Origin of the sequence: Gilliamella sp. CG35 (assembly GCF_046635745.1) — a bacterium.
GTDB classification, from domain to species: Bacteria; Pseudomonadota; Gammaproteobacteria; order Enterobacterales; family Orbaceae; genus Gilliamella; species Gilliamella apicola_I.
This window is the reverse complement of sequence record NZ_JBIDFH010000011.1, coordinates 64,997-82,854: the sequence shown is the minus strand read 5'-3', so window position 1 is coordinate 82,854 and position 17,858 is coordinate 64,997. Positions and strand designations below refer to the sequence as shown.

Sequence of the window (17,858 nt, the reverse complement as noted above, 5' to 3'; positions counted from 1 at the left end):
ATATTATTTAGAAATAAAAACATCTAAAAAAACTATAATAAACCATTATCTTTATTAGCTTTAATGAATATTGCACTTTTATTAAACTATAAATTAGAAACTTTTAGATCAATTTTTTACGCCGATTAACGCCCTAAAATTCCATGAATAATTATGGCGAATCATTTTAAATAACTTACTTAAGTAAGTTCAATATCCTCAAGTTAATTATATTATTAGCCAAATAAGCTATTACTGAGATTTTATAGAAGAGCATAAAAATTTATTTTGTAAAATAAGTTTGCTTTTATTACAGAAAATTAACAAATAAGTCACTGTGTTGAATTCCCGTTAGCAAATATTATGTGTTAGATTTTTTGAGAAGATGATTGGAGAATTTAATCTATCCTTTTCAAAAGGAAAATTTAGTTAATATACAGGCAAATGACCAAACCAATTATGATACCAACGCGGATTTATTTCATTCCTCATTGTTTTTAACTCCAATTTATGATGATAAAAAACTAAACTTATTTGTCCTGATTTAGATGTGGTATAAAAATTTAATTGTCGATCTTTGTAACGTGCTATAACTTTATTGGAAGGCAATTTCCAAGGATTATAACGGGAAGTCGACAAAAGGGACACGCTAGGATTAACAGCGTTTAAAAAAGCATAGCTTGATGACGTGTTACTACCATGATGAGGAATTTGTAAAATTGTTGATTTAAGTGTATTTCGATATTTTTCAATCAATTGATACTCTTGATTTTTTTCTAAGTCACCTGATAATAATACTGAAAATTGACCATCTGTAATGTGTATTACACATGAATCTTCGTTTTGCGCATATTCGGCTAGATGAGTTGGCCATAATACAGTTAAACTTAGATTATTCCATGTCAGATGATTTTCTGATAAACAGTGATAGTGATTTTTTAATTTTACTGATGAACTCATCAGCCATGCATTGGGATAATGTTGTTGAAGTAGAGAAAGTCCACCAATATGATCATTGTGTTGATGGCTAATAATAATTCCCTTTACATCTAAATTGTGCCATTGTAAAAATGGAATGATTATACGTTCTGCGGCAGAACTATTTTGCCACTGCGCCCCCGTATCATACAATATTGCGGATTTCCCATCATGTATGACAATTGCCAGACCATGACCGACATCTAACATATCCATTCGCCATAGATAATGCTGTTTTTTAAAAAATGGACTCACTATTATCATGAGTAAAATGCAGAGGGTTATAGTATGACGACGCCAAAATTCCGTTTTAAGAGTAATTATGGCCAGCCATCCAATAATACTTAATAAATAAAAATCAGATGAAGTAGTAAACCAAGGGAAATCAATCAGCTTCAGACAGTAAAATAAATAATCAAGTGACTGTTCAGCAATAAACCAAAACCATAATGCTAAATAGAAACAATCAAAAAAACTAAAACAGAGTGCTATCAAGATTGATGGAAAAGTCAGTAACGATATGATTGGAATCGCAATTAAATTTGCCAAAAGAGCCATAGTACTGACACCTTGAAAAACAAATAATTGTATTGGTAACAATAACGCTGTTAAACCTAATTGTAGATGTATTAATTTAACTAGGTAACACGTTTTGTTATTTTGAATCTTTTTTGATAATGGTACCCATTGATATAAAAATATTAAGCTAACAACAGCATAACAAGATAGCCAAAAACTTTCAGACAAAATCATCAACGGATCGGTTAATAATAATAAGGCTATTATTCGATTAATTTTCTGCCATGCGCTGATATGTTGGTTTTGACAGCGTAAATAAATCCATATCCCTAATGCCATTATTGCACGTAAAGCAGGAGGATTGAATCCTGTTAACCAAGCATAAAAACAGGCGCATAACCATCCGATTATGATTGGGACATATAAATTATTGAATCGCTGTGGAATAAAAAATAACATTAATTTGACGAGACTGTAACACATACCAAAGACCAACAAAATATGCATACCTGATATCGCCATTAAGTGAGCAACGCCGGTATTCATCATAATTTGCCGATAATGATGATCAAGTTGAGAGCGATCACCAAAAGCCAATGCAAATAATATCCCACGGTAATGAAACAAATACATATAAGGCAAAGCATGATCAACAATAGTTTGTCTAATATCATTTTTATCTTTTAATAATTTAGCATTATTGATTTTTGCAGATAATAATGTCCGATTGGCTATAGCAAAACGCTGACTATCAAATCCTCCTTCATTTAAATAACTATGAATTACTTTCGTTTTTATCGTTAATTGCCAAATTTGACCTATTTTAGGTACATTAACATTATCCCAATAAATTGAAATTGGGATAGGAGTTGATGATGCTTGGTGATTACTTTCAAGAATAGTCCATTGCAGATAGTAAGGATTCATTTGCTGAGATGGATGCCGGATATTGATACTTTCGACTTTTGCTTTGACGACGAGTGTTTTGTCAATGTAAGGATCGATATTGATTAAATACTGTTTAGAATATGCCGTCGACCATAAGAAACTTAACATAAATATACTAATAAGTAACAACGTTTTTCTAAATAGAAATTTACTCGCAATGACAATAATCAACACGCCAAAAGCTGTCGCATACCAAAATATGTCTGAAAGTAATTTAGACATAAACATTAATGGCAAGCAGCCTAATGAAAATGTAATTATAAGTAAATCATGTGAATAAATTTGCCGCATTGACTCAAATTAGGCTATCGAATTAACAATAAGTTAGCATAACCTGTCAACAAATTATGCTCAGAAACTTTTTATAGATATTGCGATCTTGGTTCCAATCTTAATTCGCATTTGTTAAAAATCGATCATTATGATAAGAACATTTATAAATGTATTTTGACAGGTGTTAAGACTAAAATTACTTTAAATAGTCATCAAACTTTTTAATTATTTTTAAATAACTTTTTAATGTTTAATCAATATATTAATTGAGGGATTAATAAAAAAGCCTTTGAGTTAACTCAAAGGCTTTTAAACTAAATACTATTTTAGATATTATGCTTTAGCGGCATTATTTACTCTTTCACGTAATTCTTTACCTGGTTTAAAGTGAGGAATGTATTTATGTTTCACCTCAACATTACCACCAGTTCTTGGGTTTCTCGCTTTACGTGGTGCACGATAATTTAAGCTGAAACTACCAAATCCTCGAATTTCTACACGATCGTTGCTTTCCATAGCTAAAGCGATCTGTTCAATAATATCTCTTACAGCATCATCAACAAGTTGCACAGGAAGGTGTGCCCGCCAGTTGACTATCTTTTCCACTAAATCTGATCTGTTCATGGTCACTCCTAAGTTATGTATGTGATATATAATTTGTTCATTTTATACCACAAAAGAAAAAGAGGGCAAGCCCTCTTTACTTTTTAGTTGAATATTTTTTACTCGGTTTTTGATGCAGCTTTGAATGCTTCAGCCATTGCATTAGTAAATGATGCTTCTTCTTGAGTTGAAGTATTATTTACAGCAGCAAGCGCTTCTTTTTCGTCAGCTTCATCTTTAGCACGTACAGATAATGAAATTGCGCGAGTTTTACGATCGATATTAACAATCTTAGCCTCGACTTCATCACCAACTTTTAATGCAGTTGTTGCATCTTCAATACGTTCACGTGCGATATCTTGAGCTTTTAAGTAACCTTCAATGCCTTCTGCGATTTCAATTGTTGCGCCTTTAGCATCAACAGCTGTTACATGACCTTTAACAATTGAACCTTTTTTGAAGTTTGAAGCAAAGCTACTAAATGGATCATCTTCAAGTTGTTTAATACCTAAAGAGATACGCTCACGTTCTGCATCAACTTGTAATACAACCGCTTCGATATCATCACCTTTCTTATAAGCTTTAACTGCTTCTTCACCTGGCATATTCCAAGAGATATCAGAAAGATGAACTAAACCGTCAATACCACCATCTAAACCGATGAAGATACCGAAATCAGTGATTGATTTGATCTTACCGCTAACTTTATCACCTTTATTGTGTGATTCAGCAAATTGTAACCATGGGTTAGGTTTACATTGTTTAAGACCAAGAGAAATACGACGACGTTCTTCATCAATTTCAAGAACAATAACTTCAACTTCATCACCTAAGCTAACCACTTTAGATGGGTGAATGTTTTTGTTAGTCCAATCCATTTCAGAAACGTGAACTAAACCTTCAACGCCAGTTTCAATTTCTACGAAACAACCGTAATCAGTTAAGTTAGTTACTTTACCAGTTACTTTAGTGCCTTCTGGGTAACGTTTAGCAATTGAAACCCATGGATCTTCGCCTAATTGTTTTAAGCCAAGAGATACACGTGAACGGTCTTTATCAAATTTAAGAACTTTAACAAGTAATTCTTGACCCACTTCAACCACTTCACTTGGGTGTTTAACACGTTTCCAAGCCATATCAGTAATATGAAGTAAACCATCAACACCACCAAGGTCAACGAATGCACCGTAATCAGTAAGATTTTTGATGATACCTTTAACTTCAGAACCTTCTTGAAGATTTTCAAGAAGTTGTTCTCTTTCTGCGCTATTTTCAGATTCAATTACTGCACGACGAGAAACAACAACGTTGTTACGTTTTTGATCTAATTTAATAACTTTTAATTCGATTTCTCTATTTTCAATATGAGAAGTATCGCGTAATGGACGTACATCAACAAGCGAACCAGGAAGGAACGCACGAACGCCATTAAGATCAACCGTAAAGCCACCTTTCACTTTACCATTGATAACACCTAAAACTGTTGCAGCATCTTCAACTGCTTTTTCTAATGTAAGCCACGCTTCATGACGTTTAGCTTTTTCACGAGATAGAATGGTTTCACCAAAGCCATCTTCAATTGAGTCAAGTACGACATCAACAACGTCGCCAACTTTAACTTCTAATTCGCCTTGGGCATTTTTAAACTGCTCTACTGGAATTGCTGATTCGGATTTTAAACCAGCATCAACTAAAACAACATCTTTGTCGATTGCAACGACAGTACCACGGATCATGTTACCAGAACGAGTGTCTAGTTGATTTAAAGACTCTTCAAAGAGTTGAGCAAAAGATTCAGTCATATTTATATACTTAAATTAATATTAACGTCCACATTACATCATGTCTTGTGGGGTTGTTTATGATACTCCACTCGTCCTTATAATGGAGCTTTGTTCACGTTATAAATAAATTTACAACGCAAGTTTTTCGTTTATATACGTAATAGATTGATTAAATACATCTTGAATAGAGAGTGATGTGGTATCAATTATTAGTGCATCTGTTGCAGGTTTTAATGGGGCAACGGCTCGATTACGATCTCGCTCATCACGCGCAGTTATCTCCTGCAAAATTTCGGCGAATTTAGCATGTTTTTGCTTATCTTGCAACTGTTTCATTCTTCTTTCTGCTCTTGAGTGCGGGCTAGCATCCAGAAAAATTTTTACTGGTGCATCAGTAAACACAACTGTCCCCATATCTCGCCCATCCGCAATTAACCCCGGCAATTGCCTGAAATCTCTTTGTCGTTGCAATAATGCTGCCCGAACTTGATTTAGCGAAGCCACTTTAGAAGCAGCGCCCCCAGTCTCTTCAGTACGAATATCTTTAGAGACATCGACGCCATTTAATAGCACTTTGACTTCGCCATGATGGGTATCAAAAGTTAAAGGTAAATTTAATGCTAATTGTGTTAATTGTAGTTCATCATTCAGCGCAATGTGATGATTAAGCGCCGACAACGCAAGCACACGATAAATCGCGCCAGAGTCTAAAAGATGCCAATTGAAATGATTAGCTAACGCTTGACACAACGTGCCCTTCCCCACACCACTAGGGCCATCGACAGCAATAACAGGAACTAATGTATTCATTTAGTATTCACTCAATCGTTTAAATTGTTCAAAATAGTCAGGAAATGTTTTCATTGTACATTTAGGATCTAATATAGTCACGGGCGTATCGGATAATGCCACTAATGAAAAACACATTGCCATACGATGATCGTTATAGGTTTTTATTTCAGCATGTGTTAAAGATTTAGGGGGGATAATCGTTATATAATCGTTACCTTCTTCAACCTCTGCCCCTATTTTACGCAATTCAGTTGCCATAGCAGATAAGCGGTCAGTTTCTTTAACTCGCCAGTTATAGATATTACGAATAGTTGTGGATCCTTTGGCAAACAAAGCGGTTGTTGCTATTGTCATCGCCGCATCAGGGATATGATTCATATCCATATCAATACCGTTAAGTTCCCCTCGGCTACACTCGATATAATCATCAGCCCACGTTACTTTAGCACCCATATTTTCAAGTACATGGGCAAATTGGGTATCACCTTGTAAGCTTTTTTTACCAACACCTGTGACGCGAACAGTGCCCCCTTTAATCGCCGCTGCAGCTAAAAAATATGAAGCGGATGAAGCATCACCTTCAACCAAATAAGTACCCGGTGACTTATAAGTTTGCTTTGCTTTAATAACAAATTTTTGATAATTATCATTGATGACCGACACCCCAAATATCGCCATCATTTTGATCGTGATATCAATATACGGTTTAGAGACTAAATCCCCTAAAATAGTAATTTCAGTATCGTTATCAGCAAGTGGGGATGCCATTAATAGCGCCGTTAAAAATTGACTTGAAACAGAGCCATCAACCTGAATATTACCGCCAATAAAGCCCCCATGAATATGCAGTGGTGGATAACCTTCATTTTCAAGATATTCTATGTTAGCCCCACCTTGACGAAGCGCATCAACTAAATGCCCTATTGGACGCTCTTTCATACGTGGTTCGCCCGTAAGCACAATATTATTTTCACCAAGACATAACGCAGCAGTTAAAGGACGCATCGCCGTACCGGCATTCCCTAAAAAAAGCTCTAATGCATGGGATGAATGTAATTTTCCGCCGACACCCTGAATATCACAAATCGTGCGATCATTCGATAATTGATACGTAACACCTAATGCTTTAAGAGCATCAAGCATATAACGGACATCATCGCTGTCTAATAAATTTGTTAAACGTGTATTACCTTGACTCAATGCAGACAAAAGTAGCGCCCGATTAGACACACTTTTTGAACCCGGTAAGTTTATCGTACCATTAAATCTTTTTATCGGTTGTAATGTTAGGGATAACATGATAGTTCTCTTTATATTTTTAAGATTTTTAAAATTTATCTAAAGTTGCTTTCAACAATTCAATCGCTTGTTTATCTTTAGCACTATTTTGCCACAATTTATCAAATAACAACCGGTATCGCTTAATCGCATCGTGAGAAGAGGTAATAGAAGCAATCCCTGTGGTCACATTCGGTAATTCACCTAATCGAAACGGGCTCATTGCTAACGAAATCGGGTTTTCATTTTGATAAAATAGTTGAAAAGCAATAGATGGAATTGCATGCTCTGTAATAGCAATGGTTGGCGAATAAGTTTGTTGTTCAATTAATTCAATTAAGTGATAGACTTCTTTGCGAGCTAATAGCATGCGTTCAGACTTTTTACCCGGTGAAAGATTTAAATTACCGACTAAACCAATATGTAAAAAACGTTCTACATTGCGTAAACTAATTAAATTAATGACTTTAGGCGCTGATTGATAGAATTGTGTTTGTCGTTCTTTTAAAATGGCTAACGTTGTTGCATATTTTTTTAAATTAATTGAATCGCCCGATTCATCTAGCATCATAGCAAGATGAGAAAGATAATCTGGTGAAGTGAGTAAAAAAGAAAAAGGATCAAAATGAGAATAAATATGTGTTGATTGTTCTTCAAGTTGGCGCATACGTTCAAAAAAACCTTCACCACTTGAATAATATTCAGTATCAATACCAAGCAAGCTTGCTAAGGATGTATCTAACAAAGTCGCTAAACGTCCTAATGTTTCGATTTTGATAATTTCACCCTTTTCAAGACGGTAAACCGCAGCTCTTGAAATTCTAAGATTTTGTGCTATGTCTTCTGCTTTTAAGGAAGCCGCTATACGATACGCCCGTAAACGCTGACCTATCGCACAATAATCAATCGATCCAGTATTCATAATTCACTCAAACCATTCGGATTTTGGCAGTGTAACATAAGGTAATCATATTGCCAATTTGCAATCCAGGCAATTTTGTTCAATTCATCAATATATGATTTTTGACTCAAGTAATGGATAATCTATCATCCATAATTAAATAACGTCATAAATATTGGCATTAGCAATGTAAGCAAAAAACCTTGCACGATAGCAGATGGCACTATCATTATTCCTGCTCCTTTCTGTAACATAGGCAAAGTAAAATCCATAGACGTTGCACCACATAAACCCAGTGTTGTTAATTTATACCGTTTTATTAATGTTGGAATAAGTATAATGGCAAAAAGTTCACGTAATATATCATTTAAAAATGTGGCACTGCCAATAATTGCCCCATGCGCTTCAGTCATTAAAATGCCTGACAAAGAATACCAACCAAATCCAGATGACATACCTAATCCTATACGCAAAGGAAGATCTAATAGTAAAGCGGCTACCATTCCACCAATAAAAGTGCTTATAATGACGATTAGCGTTGTTGCAATACCAACTTTGTTAAGTAAAATTTGTTTAAGTGAAATATTATTACTTCTTAACTGAATACCAATTAACAAGAGTAAAAAAACTAAAACAACCTGAATAATGTTTTCGGTATATTGCCATACAAACAATGGAAAAAGTCCGACTATAAATCCCAAAACAAGTGCAATAAAGACACGCAATGATTCCAATATCATTTTTACGCGTGAACCAAAGGTTTGATTAACACTTGAAGCTTTCCACGGTAAAAATAGGTCAAATAACATTAGAAAAATAAAATTCCCGCCAAAAGTACAGATAAAAATAATAGCAGTATAAAATAAAATATTTTGCAAATTAGTCGCAAGGTTATCTAAATGAGCAAGTTCTGCGCCCATAATAAAAAGAATAAAATAAACCATCCAACTTAGAATTTGATTAATTTTAGCTATCCATTTTTCTTGTTTGCATTTAATTAAATAACCAATGCACAAAGGCACAAGTGCTATTAGAATACCAAAATACATATTTCATTCCCTACTAATTAATTTAAGACAATTATTTTATTGAGCTTTAATTAAAAAAATCGATAAACAACAAGTTGAATATCGATTGTAATCAATTTTGATAATTTGACACTACATTAGGTAAATAATCATTACCTTTAGTATATTATATTAATGATGCTAATTGTGTTTCAATATTCAGTTTGAGTTGATCTAACAAAGCATAACGATTACGGTATTCAGAACGTTTTTTACTTGCTATATCTTCTAACGATTTACGTGTAATCTCAGTGGGTAAAATAAATAACTCACGATCATCTTGTTGACCATCGATTGTTAACCAAAAATCATCATAATCAGACAAAATGCGTTCTTGTCTGCTGTTATAACGCCAATTGTTATACACATGCGTTTTATTTCCAACCGCCACAATTTGCTCAAGCTGAAAATAATGCGCAATGATTAATGCTGCCTCAACGGCGACTCGTTTTGGAAATAATCCATAACATTGCTTAGTCGCTTTTTGTACCCGAACTCGCGCTTCATGATGACCGGTACCTTGCAACCCTGCAATAAATAAAGTCGTTTTTTGTTGATATTGAATGATTGAAAAAGTTAATGTTGCTAAATCAATACCGTCATTATCATAAAAATAAAGGCTTATTTCACCTTCTCGAGCAAACTTGTTACGCGCTTGAATCGCAATTTGAATATTAGCTTCATTTTTTGCTGTTAGTTTAGCCAATACATATGGAGTTTTAGGATCATAAAAAGCCTTAGTCATGCTATCAGGCTGATTCGCTAAAAAATCATAGTGATATGCTAACGCATCAAAACGCTCTTGTTGCGACAAACTTGATGATAAATACGGTCTTTGTAATTTACACGGTAAATTGGTTTGGCAAGAAAAATAGTAGCCAAGTAATGGATATTGTCTTAATTTATCCAACCATTTTAGTGTAATAGGACTTAAAAATAAGGTTCTAAAAAAAAATTTATAACGATAAGTCGGATTAAGCCAAAGTTCATTTAGCGGAAGTTTACCGGTACATAGCCAGTTAAAAAGTTGCCATTTGCTTTTTGGCTGGGACATATTCGTAATATTATTCATAAGCAGAAAAAATAAATTTGAGTTAGTTAATTTATAAAAAATTTATATGTGGCTAAATTATAAAATATCAATAGATATCAAAGATTAGTCATAAATACCAACTTTAAAGAGTACAATACAACATAAATCAACGCAACCTTTGCCATCTTATTCTATAAGAAAAGAAAATAAAAAACGGTGAACTGGTCACCGTTTCTTATTAAACAATTATTCAGTTTTTATAAACTCAATTATTGTCCTTTCACTTCTTTAAGTCCGTTGAATGGAGCCTTAGCACCTAATGCTTCTTCAATACGGATTAATTGATTGTATTTAGCAACACGATCAGAACGGCTCATAGAACCCGTTTTGATTTGACCAGCAGCTAAACCAACAGCTAAATCAGCAATAGTTGAATCTTCAGTTTCACCACTACGGTGAGAGATAACAGCAGTATAACCTGCATCTTTTGCCATTTTAACCGCTGCGATAGATTCAGTTAATGTACCGATTTGGTTAACTTTAACTAGGATTGAGTTAGCGATGCCTTTTTCAATACCTTGTTTGAAGATTTTGGTGTTAGTTACAAACAGATCGTCACCCACTAATTGGATTTTGTGACCTAATGCTTTAGTTTGGTATGCCCAACCGTCCCAATCGCTTTCATCTAAACCATCTTCGATTGATACGATAGGATATTGTTCAGTTAAACCTTCTAAATAGTGAGTAAATTCTTGAGCAGTAAACTCTTTATTACCTTCACCTTTTAATACATATTTACCTGTTTCTTTGTTATAGAATTCAGAAGCAGCACAGTCCATCGCTAAAGTAATATCTTTACCTAGTACATAACCCGCTTTTTCTACAGCTTCTTTGATACAAGCTAATGCTTCAGCATTTGAATCTAAATTAGGGGCAAAACCACCTTCATCGCCTACAGCAGTATTCATACCTTTAGCATGTAAAACTTTCGCTAAGTTATGGAATACTTCAGAACCCATACGGATTGCTTCACGTACTGTTTTCGCGCCAACTGGTTGAATCATAAATTCTTGTAAATCGATGTTATTATCCGCATGTTCACCACCATTGATGATGTTCATCATCGGTAATGGCATTGAATATTGACCTGGCGTACCATTCAAATCAGCAATATGTTGATATAGTGGAACACCTTTTGCTGCTGCTGCTGCTTTAGCATTGGCTAATGATACTGCAAGAATTGAGTTTGCACCCAAGTTAGATTTAAAATCAGTTCCATCTAAATCAAGCATGATTTGGTCGATAGCCGCTTGATCTAACGCATCTTTACCCACAACTGCTTTCGCAATTGGTCCATTTACGTTTTCAACTGCTTTTAAAACACCTTTTCCTAAAAAGCGAGATTTGTCACCATCACGAAGTTCTAATGCTTCACGCGAACCAGTTGATGCACCAGATGGAACGATTGCTAGACCAACAAAACCACCTTCTAAATGAACTTCAGCTTCAACTGTAGGGTTCCCACGAGAGTCGATGACTTCACGACCATGTACTTTAACGATTTTTGCCATGTTATTTTCCTCTATATGACAGATATATTACAAATGTAAAACTTTAAAACTATTTTTGTTGTAGCTGCTGATACTCCTTGGCAGCTTTTATAAAACTACTAAACAGTGGATGCCCATCTCGTGGTGTCGAGGTAAATTCCGGATGGAATTGACAAGCAACAAACCATGGATGATTAGGAACCTCAATAATCTCGACTAATTTTCTATCAGTTGAAAGTCCTGTTACTTTTAATCCTGCTTTTACAATTTCAGGTAATAAATTATTATTCACTTCGTAACGATGACGATGACGCTCAGTGATTGACTCTTTTTTATACATATCAAATACTAATGAGTCTGGTTCTAAATGACATATCTGAGAACCAAGTCGCATAGTACCACCTAAATCACTATTTTCATTACGTTGCACAACATTACCCGATTCATCACTCCATTCAGTGATTAACGCAATGATTGGATTCGCACAATCTTTAACAAATTCTGTAGAATTTGCGTCTTTAATTCCAGCCACATTACGAGCATATTCAATCATGGCAACTTGCATTCCAAGACAAATACCTAAATAAGGTATTTGGTTTTCACGCGCATAGCGTGCAGCAATGATTTTACCCTCAACGCCACGATACCCAAATCCACCCGGAATAAGTATTGCGTCTAAGCCTGAAAGTAAATCCGTACCACGCGATTCAAGATCTTCAGAATCGATATAACGAATATGAACAGTTAAACGGTTTTTCAACCCGCCATGTTTTAATGCTTCGTTTACAGACTTATAAGCATCGGGTAATTCAGTGTATTTACCCACCATACCTATTGTGACTTCACCAACAGGATTGGCCTCTTCATAAATCACTTGTTCCCACTCTGATAGATCTGCTTCAACGCAATCAAGGTGGAATCGATTGCAGACAAAAGTATCTAAATTTTGTGATTTTAAAAGAGCAGGTATTTTATAAATTGAATCGACATCTTTTAATGAAATAACTGCACGTTCAGGCACATTACAAAATAGTGCAATTTTTGCTCGCTCATTAGCTGGAATGATACGATCTGAACGACAGATTAACACATCAGGTTGAATACCAATAGATAACAACTCTTTGACTGAGTGTTGTGTAGGTTTTGTTTTAACTTCTCCAGCAGAAGCTAAATATGGCACTAGGGTTAAATGCATAAATAAGGTATGTTCTCGACCTACATCAACCGCTAATTGACGAATCGCTTCTAAAAATGGAAGTGATTCAATATCCCCAACTGTGCCACCGATTTCAACAATAGCAACATCGAAGCCTTTAGCTCCTGCAATAACGCGAGATTTAATCTCATTGGTAATATGGGGAATGACTTGAACAGTTGCACCTAAATAATCCCCACGACGTTCTTTGCGTAATACATCGGAATAGATACGCCCTGTTGTGAAGTTATTTTTGCGAGTCATTTTAGTGCGAATAAAACGCTCATAATGACCTAAATCAAGATCCGTTTCTGCCCCATCTTCCGTCACAAAAACTTCACCATGCTGAATCGGGCTCATTGTACCCGGATCGACATTAATATAGGGATCAAGTTTTAACATGGTGACTTTTAAATTGCGGGCTTCTAAAATTGCAGCGAGTGATGCTGCGGCAATGCCTTTACCAAGAGAAGAAACGACACCGCCTGTAACAAAAATATAATTCGTGACCATTAATACCAGACCATTATTAATTTATAAGAACAATATTGCGTCGTTTTCAAACGATAAAAGCAACACAATATACGATAAATCAGACGGGAAAATAGTATAACAGAATCTGACCTTGCTCACAATTGAATAATTATCTTTAACAGATGTTTTAATTAAGCTGATTAGATAGATTTAATGCTACTCAATCTAATCAACTTTAATTTGAAAACAGAATTATCTTCGACAATCAATCTAAACTGTAAGATTAGCATAAAAGTTATTAATCTTACTTTTTCGAACTCGATTTTGTATCCGTTTCCAAATGAAAATTAAACCATTAAAAATCGTACTTAATGCAAAAAAAGCAAATAAAGAGATACTTAAAATAATGGGTAACCACCTGTCTTGTTCATTAATTTGATATCTAATGTCAGGATTAATCGTAAATCCTGAGATAGAATTATCATCTCGATAATAAATATCTGAGACTAATCCAGAAAAATTGACTCGCCCCGATTGGCTATTCAAACTATTTTGAAAAGTTGAATTCGAAACCCGATTAGATTCTAAATCCTCTTGGTCTTTGCTATCTGTTTCGTTAAAAAACTTATTTTTCAGCGTAATGAAGAAAGAAACATTATCGGTTTGATTATGGATTTCTACTTTTCCGCACTTACTATTCACCTTTTTGTTATATTTATCACAAAGTGCCCCTTCCGTGGTAACATTTACCCAATCGCCCTCTTTTAGATTGTTGGTTAATAATTGTGAACTATCATCAAAATTCCAACTTTTCAGGTCATGATTAGCAAAGTGATACATATAAAAGATATTATCTTTAACATTGGATTTTGCATAAACAATAAATGTCAAAATAATACCTACAAGAAAAAGCCATAAATTACGTCCCGCAAACTTTGGTGGTCCAAAATTTTCAATCTCTTTCGAAACTGACAATGTATAACCATAACGAATTATTTTTTTATCCTCAAAAGTAACATCAAGCTCAACATTAGTTAATGTATGTTCGGGTATATATGCTTGCCAATTATCAGGATAATTTAAAATAGAATTATGACCAACAGTAATTTGTTTCGTTTTAGAGTTTTTATTTTTAACTTTTCCTCTTATTCGATTAACAAATTGAATTTTTACTTTAGACTTTGGTTTACGACAATAAAAATAGATAACTGCTAGTAAATTTATGCCAAATAAAAACAGATCAAATAGTTCATTACTTTGCCAATAATCTAAAAAATAATTAATTGTTAAAAAGCAAAAAAATACCGCAACTATCCCTTTATTATTTTTATTCCGATACGCTGATTCTAACGGTGTTTCTTGCCGTGTCATTAAAATTTCATAACCAAATTTTTGTTGATTTTCAATGCGATTGTTTATAGTCTCATTGTCATGATTATGATTATAATTTTCTGGATGTTGAACATCAAACAATTCACTTGCCCAATACTCCATATCATCTTTTTCTAATTTTTTTTCATTGATGATATTTTGATGCGCTGCATAACGAATATCGTGATCATTTAACCTAATCACAATGGCATAATCTTCAGTGAAAACTACTTCAGCCACATTATCATCTAAGATAAAACGATCCATATCATAGGGGATAATGACATCAATATTATTAATTTTATAAAAAAGTGTTTCGCCAACATAGTGATTGATATTTTGTTTGACTAATTTGCCAGATATTGATATTACATCTGAATTTATTAATGACGATTCTTTTACCTCTGAAGATAAATGTTTTGTTGTTTTTAGATAAGGTGTTATAAGACGTTCTTCTAGTGTGGACAATTGCCTAATAGGCCTAAGATCAACAATATAGTTTTTTTCAATTAACTTTTTCTTTTTTTTGTTACTTTTGAAGTTTTTTCTAATCGACGAAACGATCAAAACCAAAATGTGAATGACTAATATTAAACCAAATATATTCATTTTGTGACTTATTCCTTATGAAACATTATTATAGTTATATTTAACTGATAAAATTGGTCAATCTGATTCTTTTATTTAGTGATTTGCTGTTTTTTCACTACGCGATAATCCAATAATTCCCGATCGAACCATTTCGACAATATGACAAGTTTCACGTATCGACGCTAAGAAAGAATCTAGTTTTTCACTTGTACCCGATAATTGAACAATGTAATGCGTTGCGGTAACATCGACAATCGAGCCTCTAAAAATATCGGCACAACGTTTAACTTCATCTCGTGCATCAGACCCTTTAGCAGCCACTTTCACTAACATAATTTCTCGTTCAACATGAGGCCCTTCGGTTAAATCATGTACACGGTAAACATTGACAAGTTTATGAAGCTGCTTTTGAATCTGCTCTAGCACATGTTCATCACCTGTTGTTTGAATGGTCATTCTGTGCATGGTCGGATCTTCTGTCGGTGCTGTCGTAATGGTTTCAATATTAAAACCACGTTGTGAGAACAGACCAATAATTCGAGATAAAGCCCCGGGTTCATTTTCTGTTAAAATTGATAAAATATATCGCATTAGGTTCTCTCCGTTTTACTCAGCCACATTTCGTTCATTGCTCCACCACGTATTTGCATTGGGTAGACATGTTCAGTTGCATCGGTCATGACATCAATAAAGACTAATCGATCTTTAATTGACAAGGCTTTTTTAAGTTTTGTTTCCAGATCTTCACGCTTGGTAATGACCATACCAACATGACCATAAGCTTCCGCTATTTTTGCAAAATCAGGCAATGATTCCATATACGAACAAGAATGTCGCCCGGCATAAATCATATCTTGCCACTGTTTAACCATGCCTAAAAAACGGTTATTCAGATTTAAAACAATAACCGGTAAACCATATTGTAAAGCGGTAGAAAGTTCTTGAATATTCATTTGAATACTACCATCACCAGTTACACATACGACACATTGATCTGGAAAAGCAAGTTTCACCCCAAGCGCAGCCGGAAGACCAAACCCCATGGTACCTAGACCACCAGAAGTAATAAAATGACGAGGTTTATCAAATGGATAATACAAAGCAGTAAACATTTGATGTTGTCCTACATCAGTAGTGACAAATGCGTTACCTTGAGTCAATTTATATAAAACTTCGATTGCTTCTTGTGGTTTGATGCTTTCACCTTCATGACTATAAGCTAAACAGTGACGTGAACGCCAATGATCAATTTGTTTCCACCAATCCACTAATGCATCAAGATCACGATCAGCTTGCAATTCATTAAGTTCGGATAACATCGTTTCAACCACTACTTTAGCATCACCCACAACAGGAATAGTGGCAGAAATTGTTTTTGAAATTGATGTTGGATCAATATCAATATGTATTATTTTTGCTTTCGGACAATATTTTTCAACATTATTGGTTGTTCTATCATCAAATCTGGCACCAACAGCAAATATTACATCGGCATTATGCATCGCCATATTGGCTTCATACACCCCATGCATTCCAATCATGCCTAAATAGTGTTTATCTGTACCAGGAAAAGCGCTTATCCCCATTAAAGTTGACGCAACAGGGAGATTCAATTTTTCGGCTAAACGTTTAATAGCATCACTTGCACCGGCGCTAATTACTCCGCCACCAATAAACAAAACGGGTTTTTTAGCTGCCAATAATGTCGTTAATGCTTTTTTAATTTGTCCTTTATGTCCTTGAATAGTTGGATTATATGAACGCATTGAGACAGATTTAGGATAATGGTAATTATATTTATTTGCAGGATTAACAATATCTTTTGGCAGATCAATCACAACCGGGCCAGGTCTACCTGTTGACGCAATATAGAAAGCTTTCTTAATAATTTCAGGAATGTCTTTACTGTCTTTTATTAGAAAACTATGTTTGACTATCGGGCGTGATATACCGACCATGTCGCACTCTTGGAAGGCATCATTGCCAATCAAGTTACTTGCTACCTGCCCCGAAATAACAACCAATGGCACAGAATCCATGTAGGCAGTCGCAATACCAGTAATTGTATTGGTCGCTCCGGGCCCTGATGTTACGAGTACAACACCAACATCACCTGTAGCCCTAGCATAACCATCAGCCATATGTACAGCAGCTTGTTCATGACGAACTAATATATGCTCTATACCACCTAAAGTATGAATTGCATCGTAGATATCAAGAACACTACCACCGGGATAACCAAATATCTGTTTTACTCCTTGATCAATCAAAGATTGAATGACCATTTCTGCGCCTGACAGTTTTGCCATCGTTGTTGCCTCCAATATTACAAATTAGTCATTTATTTTGCATTAACTACTACATTAAATCAATAAACTGTATAAGGTTATTAATTTTCTTTATACGATAACAGCGTAAACAAATGCTAATAAAAGTCAATATAAAACATATTGTTAAAAAATTTAACGCAAAATATAATTTTTGTGTTTTATTGTTATTTTTATGTTTTTTCTATACACTTT

The 17,858-nt window shown here is 34.5% G+C and carries 13 protein-coding genes; all 13 read right to left on the bottom strand.

Going from position 1 to position 17,858, the window contains the following annotated elements; genetic code table 11:
• Window positions 1-408: 408 nt before the first annotated feature.
• Window positions 409-2,652, bottom strand: coding sequence for a DNA internalization-related competence protein ComEC/Rec2 (locus ACGH4F_RS06800; protein WP_411590558.1), 2,244 nt, complete (start codon window positions 2,650-2,652; stop codon window positions 409-411).
• Window positions 2,653-3,030: 378 nt separating this feature from the next.
• Window positions 3,031-3,321 carry an integration host factor subunit beta gene (ihfB, locus tag ACGH4F_RS06795; protein ID WP_065559335.1) on the bottom strand — a complete coding sequence of 97 codons (291 nt, stop codon included), beginning with the start codon at window positions 3,319-3,321 and terminating at the stop codon, window positions 3,031-3,033.
• A gap of 98 nt (window positions 3,322-3,419) precedes the next feature.
• Window positions 3,420-5,102, bottom strand: coding sequence for a 30S ribosomal protein S1 (gene rpsA / locus ACGH4F_RS06790; protein ID WP_267352495.1), 1,683 nt, complete (start codon window positions 5,100-5,102; stop codon window positions 3,420-3,422).
• 111 nt (window positions 5,103-5,213) lie between these two features.
• On the bottom strand, window positions 5,214-5,894 hold the full coding sequence (gene cmk, locus ACGH4F_RS06785; protein ID WP_267352494.1) for a (d)CMP kinase: 681 nt from the start codon (window positions 5,892-5,894) through the stop codon (window positions 5,214-5,216).
• Window positions 5,895-7,178 (bottom strand): 3-phosphoshikimate 1-carboxyvinyltransferase, encoded by a 1,284-nt coding sequence (gene aroA / locus ACGH4F_RS06780; protein ID WP_411590566.1) that lies wholly within the window; start codon window positions 7,176-7,178, stop codon window positions 5,895-5,897.
• A 25-nt stretch (window positions 7,179-7,203) separates the two neighbouring features.
• Window positions 7,204-8,076 (bottom strand): helix-turn-helix domain-containing protein, encoded by an 873-nt coding sequence (locus ACGH4F_RS06775; protein ID WP_267360208.1) that lies wholly within the window; start codon window positions 8,074-8,076, stop codon window positions 7,204-7,206.
• A gap of 125 nt (window positions 8,077-8,201) precedes the next feature.
• On the bottom strand, window positions 8,202-9,104 hold the full coding sequence (locus ACGH4F_RS06770) for a lysine exporter LysO family protein (RefSeq protein WP_411590556.1): 903 nt from the start codon (window positions 9,102-9,104) through the stop codon (window positions 8,202-8,204).
• A gap of 145 nt (window positions 9,105-9,249) precedes the next feature.
• On the bottom strand, window positions 9,250-10,176 hold the full coding sequence (locus ACGH4F_RS06765; RefSeq protein ID WP_411590554.1) for a VirK/YbjX family protein: 927 nt from the start codon (window positions 10,174-10,176) through the stop codon (window positions 9,250-9,252).
• 248 nt (window positions 10,177-10,424) lie between these two features.
• A complete protein-coding gene (eno, locus tag ACGH4F_RS06760; protein ID WP_065559328.1) occupies window positions 10,425-11,726 on the bottom strand; it encodes a phosphopyruvate hydratase in 1,302 nt (433 codons plus the stop codon).
• A 49-nt stretch (window positions 11,727-11,775) separates the two neighbouring features.
• Window positions 11,776-13,413 (bottom strand): glutamine hydrolyzing CTP synthase, encoded by a 1,638-nt coding sequence (gene pyrG, locus ACGH4F_RS06755; protein ID WP_267352489.1) that lies wholly within the window; start codon window positions 13,411-13,413, stop codon window positions 11,776-11,778.
• A 231-nt stretch (window positions 13,414-13,644) separates the two neighbouring features.
• The gene (locus tag ACGH4F_RS06750; protein WP_411590552.1) at window positions 13,645-15,354 is read right to left on the bottom strand and encodes an IgaA/UmoB family intracellular growth attenuator; all 1,710 of its coding nucleotides are present in this window, start codon (window positions 15,352-15,354) and stop codon (window positions 13,645-13,647) included.
• A 75-nt stretch (window positions 15,355-15,429) separates the two neighbouring features.
• Window positions 15,430-15,927, bottom strand: a complete 498-nt coding sequence (gene ilvN, locus ACGH4F_RS06745) for an acetolactate synthase small subunit (RefSeq protein ID WP_267352487.1) — start codon at window positions 15,925-15,927, stop codon at window positions 15,430-15,432.
• A complete protein-coding gene (gene ilvI / locus ACGH4F_RS06740) occupies window positions 15,927-17,645 on the bottom strand; it encodes an acetolactate synthase 3 large subunit (protein ID WP_267352486.1) in 1,719 nt (572 codons plus the stop codon). Before ilvI ends, ilvN begins: the two co-directional genes overlap by 1 nt.
• Window positions 17,646-17,858: the final 213 nt, after the last annotated feature.